Genomic DNA, 9,806 nt, shown 5'->3' on the forward strand with positions numbered 1-9,806 from the left:
CTTTCATCATCCGGGGATACCTGGGGTCCCTCCCTTCCCTATTATACCCTAGGTGATAAAAACATATACCTGTAAGGGGCTAGGGTGGGGTCCCCCATTTCCCGGAAGAAAACAAGAATTAATTCTTCTTCCGGTTCCCTCCCCTTAGCAAGGGGAGGGCTAGGGTGAGGTCCCCCATTTCAGGAAGAAAACAAGGATTAATCCCTTCTCCCCTAAAGGTTTCAGCCCTAGAAATTCTGTGTTTCTCATCAACCAATGGACCCCACCCAACCCTCCCCTTGCCAAGGGGAGGGCTCTGAACCCTAGAAATTCTGTGTTTCTCATCAACCAATGGACCCCACCCAACCCTCCCTTTGCCAAGAAGAGGGCTCTGAACCCTAGAAATTCTGTGGTTCTCATCACCAAATAGACCCCACCCAACCCTCCCCTTGCCAAGGGGAGGGCTCTGATTACTTGAGGCTAGTAAAACATTCCAATCAGTGATAAGCTCAGAAATTGGGCAAAATCGCACTGCAAGTCATTTCCTGGAACTGAGACGATGGGCAAAACTTATACCGTTGAAATTATCCACCAAGGCACTTCCCACAAGATTGAAGTGCCAGAAGATAAACAGATTCTTCGCGCTGCTTATGATGCGGGAATTCTCGATCTACCCAGTTCCTGTAATGCGGGAGTCTGTACCACCTGTGCAGCAAAAATTATCGGCGAAGGGACAGTCGATCAATCGGATGGTATGGGTGTGGGAACCGATATGCAAGCACAGGGTTACGTCCTGTTATGTGTTGCTTACCCACGTTCAGACCTCAAAATTGAGACTGAAAAAGAAGATGAAGTCTATGAGGCTCAATTCGGTCACTAATCTTTAAGATTGGGTTTTGAAGTAGTTAATATTCTGACCATAAAGTACAAGGGAATTCTTAACCATGACGACTCATTTTATCTCTGCTGAAATCGACTTACAAGCCTCTCCGGTTGAATTACAACAAGCGATCGAAACCGAACTGCAAAAGCGCGGAGAACCCCTACGTTGGGCAGTGACTTCGGTGGATGAAGAGACTCAAAAAGTGGCTGTAGAAGCAGTGGTTACGGTACAGGAAGCATAAGGAATAAATATATAATGGGGAAGAAGAAACGACATCAGTCGTTATTACAAACTTCTCCCCATCTTCCCTATCCTCCCCATCCTCCCCATCTCCCCCACCCTCCCCATCTCTCCTATCCCCATCTCCCCCACCCTCCCCATCTTCCCTATCCTCCCCATCTCCCCCACCCTCCCCATCTCCCCCATCCCTATGCTTCAACGTCCTTACACTGTTATGCTAATCGTCCCTACCGGAATAGGGGCAGCGATTGGAGGTTATGCGGGAGATGCGTTACCGATCGCGAGGGCGATCGCCCAAATTTGCGATCGCCTGATTACTCACCCCAATGTCCTCAATGGCGCACAATTATATTGGCCGATTTCTAATGCCTTCTATGTGGAAGGATACGCCCTCGACTGCTTTGCTAAGGGAGATTGGGGACTACAACCTGTCCATCAAAATCGCATCGGTTTAATCCTCGACTGTGCGATCGAACCGGAACTCAGAATTCGCCACTTACAAGCTGCCGATGCCACTAGAGCAACTTTAGGCTTAAATCTAACTGAATATGTCATCACCGATGCACCATTAAAGGTCGAATTACGGACTTCTGCTGCGGGTGCAAGTTGGGGAACCATTGGTAACCCGGATAGCTTACTCAGGGCTGCTGAACGGTTAATCAAGGACGCCAAAGCGGAGGCGATCGCCGTCGTTGCCCGATTTCCCGATGATATGGAAAGCGAAGCCCTCCACAACTATCGCCACGGGACCGGCGTCGATCCCCTTGCTGGTGCAGAAGCCGTGATCAGTCATCTGATCGTTCGGACCTTCAAAATTCCCTGCGCTCATGCCCCGGCCTTGCTACCCCTTCCCCTCGACCCGGATATCTCTCCCCGTTCCGCTGCCGAAGAAATTGGTTATACTTTCTTACCCTGTGTTCTGGCTGGCCTGAGTCGCGCTCCCCAATTTATTAGCACAAAATCCACTCATTGTCAACCCTCAGATATCTGGGTCGAACAAATTGATGCCCTCGTCATACCAGCTACAGCAGCCGGAGGTAGTGCTGTGTTAAGTTTAAGTCACCAATCTGCTCAGATTATTGCCGTCCGAGAGAATCAAACTCAGATGCAAGTCCCCCCAGCCAGCCTGGGAGTACCGGCTATCGAGGTTAATTCCTACTTAGAGGCCCTGGGTTGGTTAGTGGCGCATCGGGGAGGAATTGCCCCAACTGCCCTAAGTCCAAGTCTCTCCTCTCTCCAATGCCTTGCGGATTAATGGCGATCGCCCAGTCCAAAATTGTATCGGAAGGTGAGGCACTGGGGGTCAATCTATCTACATTGTAAACCGAGAACAGCCGTGACCGAACAAATTCCGAACGATCCACAACTGGAAACCTTTACTCGCACTCAAATTCTCATGGGGATGGGAGTAACGGCGATCGTCTTATTTGGCATAGCCAAACTCTGGCTATACTTTGGCAATGTGACGAGACTGGGTTGGGATTGGGATGGAGTAGCGATCGCCGGTGGGGGGGGGTTAGGACTCGCCATCAGCGCCACCAGTTCCCTAGTTTATCGCTTGTGGCCGGGATATCGACGCTGTGCGGACTTCTATCTACAAATTGTTTTAGAACCCCTAGTATGGCCGGATTTAGTCTGGTTGGGGCTATTGCCGGGACTGAGTGAGGAACTGTTATTTCGCGGGGTGATGCTGCCAGCGATCGGGTTGAATGCGATCGGGTTAATCCTATCCAGTTTATGCTTTGGCGTATTACATCTCAGTGGACTCCAACAATGGCCCTATATGGTATGGGCAACGGTAGTCGGTATCATTTTAGGCGGGAGTGCGCTGGTAACCGGAAATTTATTTGTTCCTATCACAGCGCACATTGTGACAAATTTGATTTCTAGTGTGTTGTGGAAACTCGGTAAAACTGGCAACGAAGGGCGATCGCTGGATTAATCTAGCGCTAATAATCTCCGTTTACCGGGCCGATCGCCGATGGATACCCGCAGCAGCTATGGCGATCGCCAGGGGATAAATGTGATGTTCCTGGACCTGAATTCGAGCGTGTAAACTCTCTCGGGTATCATTCGGAAATACGGGAACTGCTGCTTGCATTAATATCTTCCCACTGTCCACTTCCGGCGCGACCAAATGCACTGTACAACCGCTAATTTTTACCCCAGCGGCGATCGCATCTTCCACCGCATGACCGCCTTTAAAACTCGGCAATAAACTCGGATGCAAATTCACAATACGGCTGGGAAACGCATCAATCAAAACCGGCGTCACAATCCGCATCCAACCCGCCATCACCACTAATTCTACCTCATGCTCGTGCAACGTTTCAATAATTTTTGCATCTAAATCTTCTCGACTGGAATAGTCTCGATGGTTATGTAAAACTGCCGGAACCTGCCATCGATTCGCCCGTTCTAAAACCTTGGCTTTGGGGTTATTGTAAATCAGAACTTGAATTTTGGCATGGAGTTGTCCGCTAGAAATTGCAGCGGCGATCGCCTCAAAATTGCTGCCACTCCCTGACGCCATAATCCCCAACCGAATCGGGCGATCGGCATGAGGATTTTCCGCCATAAACTCAGGCGGCAACGCAGGAGAAATAAAACTAGGGCTAGATTCGGAGTTCGGCGGTTCTAAAGTCATCATGGCTTGTCATTGGTCGGGGGTCCTTTGTCATGAGTCCTGGGTCATGGGTCCTTGATTGGTGATTGGAGGAGAAATGACAGGGACATATTAGAACTACTTTATTACCAAATGGGCCTCCGTGAACCCCGGAACGGTAAAATAATCCTCATAATCAGCGAATCAGGCGGGTGAATGGAGTAGAAGATATCAAATCTGGCTAGATCCAGGGTTCAAACAACCCGCTGAACCCCAGGATATGATAAAATCATAAAGTTTATCTAAATGAGCGGCAGATTCTTTAAGAGAGTCCTCCTCGCGGGAGTCTTTCGCTGAGAAACTAGGGAAAAAGACCCTGGCTTCGCCCTCCGCTTCTATCATTTAAAATCCCCCCACTAATGAAACCGTCTGAAATGCCATGCCTAATAATTCCGAGTTATTAAAAATTTTTCAAAGAAGCCTATCGTCAATTTGTATTTACTACCTTTATTAGAACCGGAAGAATTCAGGGCTATTTCATTCTAAATAATTCTTTAATTAGTTTAAGGCCAAATCCCCCCGAAATTGGGCTTGTGCCATATTTTCCAATCCATAGTCGTGCTATATATTAAGTTTAAAATTTCGAGCAAACAACCAGATTTGAATTCAAGGTTTTGTTCTGAGGCGAGAATCATCTTCACCTAGAGTTACATCCGGCCCTAATGAACCTTGTTTTCAATTTCCCAATAACCTCGAATCCCCTTGGCAATTTTTCCAGCTATTTCAATCAAAGAAAAATGCAATAACAATTTTCAATACTTTTTTCAATAGACATCGCCAAAAATTACAAGACCTGCTATAATAAGAGTGACTTGTATTTTTGTCCTGCCATGAGCGTCATTCTAAAATATATTGAAGAACACCCCGATTTAACCCCGAGACTTATAGGAATAACTTATAAGCAGTTCCAAGATTTGTGGAGGGAAGCGGACATTGTACACCTCCAAAAAAAAGCGGAGGCCGAGCGGTTAAAAACCACCAAGAATGTCAAAAGGGCAGGCCGGAAAATCACGTTACCGATTCAAGAACAAATTCTTCTAACTTTGTTGTATCTTTACCAATATCCTTCCTTTTTGTATGTCGGGGCTCAATTTGGAGTTTGTGAATCTACAGCTAACACCATTTTTCGGTATTGGTTGCCAATTTTAACTGAGTTATTACCCCCCAGTATTTTAGAAAAAGTCAAAAAAAAAGTGGGAGACGAAGAAGTAGTTAAAGAAATACTCACTCTTCATGAGTTAACAGTAGATAGCACTGAACAGCCCATAGAACGGCCAACTGACAACGAAGAGCAAAAAGAGTATTTTTCAGGAAAAAAGAAAAATCATACTCTTAAAAACCAGTTAATTGTCCTCCCCAAAGGTGAAGATATTGTGGATATAAAAATCGGAGAAAAAGGATCTGTTAGTAATATCAAAATATTTAAGGAGCAGCAAAAAAAAGTTTGACCCTAATCAAAAATTTAAAGGGGACAAAGCTTATGTGGGAGGAGTCCAAATCTCTACTCCTCATAAAAAGCCTAAAAATCAAGAAATAAGTCTTGAACAAAAAGAAGAAAATAAAGTCTTGGAAGCTAACCGAATCTTTGTAGAACATTTAATTAGAAGACTAAAAAACTTTCGGATTGCTGCCGAAAGATTTAGGCTTATACGCTCAAATTACGAGTCGATAATTTCCACCGTGTGTGGTTTGGTAAGATGACGAATAGGAGCCTTAATTTTACTTAAATAGGGCTTGCTGAAAAAAAACAAAAAGCTTACTGTACAAGGCTTGTAGAAGTCTTGCCCGGACACAAAAGAGGTAAAATTGGAAATTGTTGTGCATCGGTGAAGGGAAAATGTATCGAAAATCACAAAACCCCCTGGGGCCAGAAGAAGCCTTTGAACTTCCCTCATTGGGCCAACTGTGTGAAGAAAATCGGTGGATTGTTCTGTCGAAGCTAATTCTAAGAGTCCGAATTTGAGGCAGAATATGCCCAGAATTTTTCTGAAGACATGGGGGCACCAGCCAAACCTTTTAGAATGGCACTGGCCGCTCTAATCATCAAAGAGAAATTGAGACTCAGTGACCGAGAAACTGTTGAGCAAATCCAGGAAAACCCTTACTTACAGTATTTTATTGGGCAAAATAGTTATCAAAACGAAGCGCCCTTTGACCCTTCAATGATGGTTCATTTTCGGCAAAGAATTAGTTCGGCTCGGCTTCAAAAAATCAATCGCAGAATTGTCCAAAAAAGTCTAGGATTCAATCCGGAGGACCCCAGCACAAAAAAGTCGGAAGAAGCCGAAAAACCGACAGGAAATAGAGGCCGGCTATTAATGGATGCAACAGTTGCCCCTGCCGATATCAAATACCCCACGGATGTGGATCTGTTAAATCAAGCGAGAGAAACCACCGAAATTATCATAGATTTATTATATAAGTCCCTGAAGGATAACCTAGACAAAAAACCAAGAACTTACAGAAAAAAGGCTAGAAAAGATTATTTAAATTTTGCCAAAAAGAGGAAGTCCTCTGGAAAACAAAAGAAAGAAGCCGTTAAAAAACAACTGCAATATATCAAACGGAATTTGGGACATATTGACAAGTTAATTGAGAAAGGAGCCAACTTAGAACTCTTAAGCAGAAGGCAATACAGGAATTTATTAGTCTTAAGCGAAATTTATCGTCAACAGGATTTGATGTGGTCAAATAATCAAAAAAGAATCGACAATCGGATTGTCAGTTTAACACAACCTCATGTCCGTCCAATCGTCCGAGGCAAATCAGGAAGTCCTACGGAATTCGGAGCCAAGTTATCAGTTAGTTGTGTAGAAGGATATGTATTGGTCAAAAAAATTAACTGGGAAAACTATAATGAAAGTGGAGATTTTATTAGTCAAGTAGAGGCTTACAAAGAATTGGCGGGAGTTTACCCGGAATCGGTTCACGCCGATAAAATTTATCGCACCCGAGTCAATCGAGCTTGGTGTAAAGAAAGAGGAATTAGACTCAGCGGTCCTCCATTAGGGAGACCGCGAACCCAAGTTAGCGTTCAAGATAAAAAGCAAGCACAAGAAGACGAGCGCATTCGCAATGAAATTGAAGGGAAATTTGGACAGGGTAAAAGAAGATTCAGTCTGAATCTAGTCATGTCTAAACTCTCTAATACGTCTGAAACCTCCATTAATCTTACGTTTTTAGTGCTCAACCTGGTAAAACTGCTCAGGCAGTTTTACTGTCTTTTTTTGTGTCAATTTTTCCAAACTGTTGTAATTTTATGCCGAAGCATTAATTTTAGCTATGAATTGAAGAATCCAAGTAAAGCCCTGTTTATTGGTGCAGTCAGAGGGGCCTCTTGTTCATTTACCCCCCCCTGCTTTTTATAACTTTTTCAGCAAGCCCTAATTAAAACTTAGAAGTTCTCAACTCCATATACCGACTAATAAGCGAGAAGGATTTGGTAATTTTCAGCTCAAATCTCCTTAAAACCCTATATTCTCGTCAAAATTAAATGCAGATGAAAAGTAACCCCTAATCCTAGAATCATTGCCAGCTAATATTTTAGGATTTTTGGAGATATCTAATAAAATTATCTCCCTGTTTAGACTTCTGGAATCTCTTTGACGCTCATTCCTCTGCAAGAAAGAATAATAGCCTGCAATTTGAAATGTTACGAAAATCTTAAAAAACCTTTGACTGGCTGTTTTTCTTTCTCTTTTGATTCCGGGCTTGGGTCATTTTCATATTAAAAAGATAGGGTCAGGAATCGTTTTTTTTATTACTACGATAGTCGTTGCCATACTTGCCCCGGAAATATTTGTGGGAATAGTGCGGTTTGGGGCCGCTTTCCATGTTTATAAATTCATGAACAAGAGAAAAGACTTTTCTCAAGAGAAAGCACCCTTACTCATTAGTTTATTTTTTATTGCTTCTCTGCTTGTATCAACTACAATATCTTCCATCCCCACTTCTGCCTTTGAAACTCGCTATATACCCTCTGCTATAATACCTAATTTACAAATCAATGATCGACTAATTATTGATAAAATAACTATATATTTAATCCACCTAAACGTGGAGATATTATTCTTTTTTTTCGCCTACTGAAGTTCTGCGAGAACAGAACTTTACAGAACTTTTTATCTTCCGAATTATCGGTTTGCCCGGAGAATCAGTGGAAGTTATTCTGAAGGGGTGACAAGAAGGCTCCAAGGCTTACCCCTTGTCGGTTTTGGGGATTTGGCGTATAAAAAAAAGAGGTCGGCTCCTTTTTGGGGTATGGCTAACCTCCATAATCACAAAAAAATGTTACCGACATTCTACCAAACTTTTCTATCTGAGCAACTGAACCGTTCCGACTGGCTAATGGTTCAAACCTTGGTTTGGCTCTTGCAACTGCACAAAACCGTTAAAATTGAGCGGTTGGCCGCCTGTTTTCCCCTGGCTATCAAGCAGGAGAGTCGGAGGCGGCGAATCCAACGATTCTTAGTCTCGAACAGTCTAAGCATTCCTCTGCTGTGGTTTCCCTTGATTCAAATTTTAATTCATCGTTATTTTCCTAAAAACAAGCCCATTTATCTAGCCTTAGAGAGAACCTCTTGGAAACAAAACAATCTCTTCATGGGTTCCGTGATTTATCAAAAACGAGCTTGGCCGGTTTATTGGACATTTATTGACCATACAGGAGCCAGTAATCTCCCCCGTCAAAAAGCTCTACTTACTCCAATTACTAGGTTGTTGAATGGTTATAAAATTATCGTCGTTGGGGACCGAGAGTTTCATAGCGTTGAGCTGGCAAAATGGCTCCAGTCAAAGAAAGTTTATTTTGCCCTCCGTCAAAAATGCAACACTTACATTAAACAAAGTCGAAAAAAAGGCGAAGATTTTGAGAGTTTAAGTAATTTAGGGCTTCAACCGGGGATGAAACTCTATTTACCCTCGGTTCAATTCACTAAAAATAAAGGATTTGTTCGCTATGCATTAGCCGCTTACTGGAAACGTAAGTATGGGTCAAATAAGGCAAGCGAACCTTGGTATATCCTGACCAATCTTTTGGATTTAAAAAGTGCTTTAAAAGCTTATTCCATGCGGATGGGTATTGAAGCGATGTTCAAAGATTGTAAAACTGGAGGATATAATTTAGAAGGAACAGGAGCCAACCAAGAGCGGTTGACTCGTCTAGTTCTTTTAATTGCTTTGGCTTATACGGCATCATCTATTCAAGCCGTGCCAATCAAGCAACAAGGAGTGCAATCTTACGTCGCTCGTTTAACTGAACCTGGACGCTCTCAACGCCGTCATAGTAATTTTTGGATAGGACTTTATAGAGTCAGTTGGATTGATTCTATGGAAAAATTGCAGGAATTGAGTATCGAGTTTATGAAACTTCATCCCGATAAACAGCCTTTTTATCGAAGGGGCCTAAGAGCCATGTCCCTTATCCAATCTACTTTCTAGCCGTCTTGTCACCCCTTCAGGGGCCGCCGCGGTTTACCTGGAGGCCACCCAGGGGATTTTCCTCGGGTTTTGGGAGGATGCGCAGGTGTACCAATCTCAACTAAAATTCCAGAAAATGCCTGGGCGACCCGTCCAGGAGTCAATTTAGTAGTGGGTTTTTGCCAAGGCAGTGGATTATCAGCTACCGCCATACGAGCTAACCATAACTCCCAGGTGAGAAGAGGCATGAGATCGCTCCACCGTTCGCATTGTTTGGGGGTACTTAATTGAGGCTTTTGCCAATGGAGACGTTGTTTTAAAAAACGATACCAGTGGTCAATGGCAAAGCGACGCAAGTAAAGTTTCCACAGTTGACTTAGGGATTTCCATAAAATAAATTCTGCAACGCCGTGATAAAATAAACATTAACCCCGTGACGGAGGAGAACGCAGATGGAATTAACGGATTCAGTGAAAACTTTATTAATTGAGACAGCAAAGCAATTGAAAGGATCCGCGAAACGTCGTTTCATGGCTCTGACGGTCAGGGTAAGCTCATCTAATTTGGTATAAATTGTACTTGACAAGGAGAAATTACCGAGTTAGAGGAGAGCCTTCTGGG

The 9,806-nt window shown here is 43.6% G+C and carries 7 protein-coding genes and 1 pseudogene; 7 read left to right on the forward strand and 1 reads right to left on the reverse strand.

What is annotated here, in order from left to right; all coding sequences use genetic code 11:
- Window positions 1-538 precede the first annotated feature (538 nt).
- The 4 genes from NG796_RS26045 to NG796_RS26060 all read left to right on the forward strand — a co-directional run bounded on the left by NG796_RS26045 (window position 539) and on the right by NG796_RS26060 (window position 3,044).
- The gene (locus tag NG796_RS26045) at window positions 539-859 is read left to right on the forward strand and encodes a 2Fe-2S iron-sulfur cluster-binding protein (RefSeq protein ID WP_261210394.1); all 321 of its coding nucleotides are present in this window, start codon (window positions 539-541) and stop codon (window positions 857-859) included.
- A 64-nt stretch (window positions 860-923) separates the two neighbouring features.
- Window positions 924-1,103, forward strand: a complete 180-nt coding sequence (locus NG796_RS26050) for a hypothetical protein (protein WP_261210396.1) — start codon at window positions 924-926, stop codon at window positions 1,101-1,103.
- Window positions 1,104-1,292: 189 nt separating this feature from the next.
- Complete coding sequence (locus tag NG796_RS26055; protein ID WP_261210398.1) at window positions 1,293-2,357, forward strand: DUF3326 domain-containing protein; 1,065 nt, start codon at window positions 1,293-1,295, stop codon at window positions 2,355-2,357.
- A gap of 81 nt (window positions 2,358-2,438) precedes the next feature.
- Window positions 2,439-3,044 carry a CPBP family intramembrane glutamic endopeptidase gene (locus NG796_RS26060; RefSeq protein ID WP_261210400.1) on the forward strand — a complete coding sequence of 202 codons (606 nt, stop codon included), beginning with the start codon at window positions 2,439-2,441 and terminating at the stop codon, window positions 3,042-3,044.
- A gap of 21 nt (window positions 3,045-3,065) precedes the next feature.
- On the opposite strand, the gene purN is transcribed toward NG796_RS26060, so the two are convergent.
- Window positions 3,066-3,752, reverse strand: a complete 687-nt coding sequence (gene purN, locus NG796_RS26065; protein WP_261210402.1) for a phosphoribosylglycinamide formyltransferase — start codon at window positions 3,750-3,752, stop codon at window positions 3,066-3,068.
- A gap of 845 nt (window positions 3,753-4,597) precedes the next feature.
- Between purN and NG796_RS26640 the strand changes: the two are divergent.
- The 3 genes and pseudogenes from NG796_RS26640 to NG796_RS26090 all read left to right on the forward strand — a co-directional run bounded on the left by NG796_RS26640 (window position 4,598) and on the right by NG796_RS26090 (window position 9,206).
- Window positions 4,598-5,468: pseudogene (locus NG796_RS26640) on the forward strand (transposase family protein).
- A 136-nt stretch (window positions 5,469-5,604) separates the two neighbouring features.
- A protein-coding gene (locus tag NG796_RS26080) for an IS5 family transposase (RefSeq protein WP_261210403.1) occupies window positions 5,605-7,135 on the forward strand; the annotation gives its coding sequence in 2 pieces (ribosomal slippage) (window positions 5,605-5,715 and window positions 5,717-7,135; 1,530 coding nt in all).
- A gap of 919 nt (window positions 7,136-8,054) precedes the next feature.
- Window positions 8,055-9,206, forward strand: coding sequence for an IS4 family transposase (locus tag NG796_RS26090; RefSeq protein WP_261210406.1), 1,152 nt, complete (start codon window positions 8,055-8,057; stop codon window positions 9,204-9,206).
- Window positions 9,207-9,806 lie beyond the last annotated feature (600 nt).

Source organism: Laspinema sp. D2d, from assembly GCF_025370755.1.
Taxonomy (GTDB): domain Bacteria; phylum Cyanobacteriota; class Cyanobacteriia; order Cyanobacteriales; family Laspinemataceae; genus Laspinema.

Bases quoted from the DNA above. Each gene is read 5' to 3' on its own strand.
- NG796_RS26045 (WP_261210394.1), top strand. From the start codon at position 539: ATGGGCAAAACTTATACCGTTGAAATTATCCACCAAGGCACTTCCCAC.
- NG796_RS26050 (WP_261210396.1), top strand. From the start codon at position 924: ATGACGACTCATTTTATCTCTGCTGAAATCGACTTACAAGCCTCTCCG.
- NG796_RS26055 (WP_261210398.1), top strand. From the start codon at position 1,293: ATGCTTCAACGTCCTTACACTGTTATGCTAATCGTCCCTACCGGAATA.
- purN (WP_261210402.1), bottom strand. From the start codon at position 3,752: ATGATGACTTTAGAACCGCCGAACTCCGAATCTAGCCCTAGTTTTATT.
- NG796_RS26090 (WP_261210406.1), top strand. From the start codon at position 8,055: ATGTTACCGACATTCTACCAAACTTTTCTATCTGAGCAACTGAACCGT.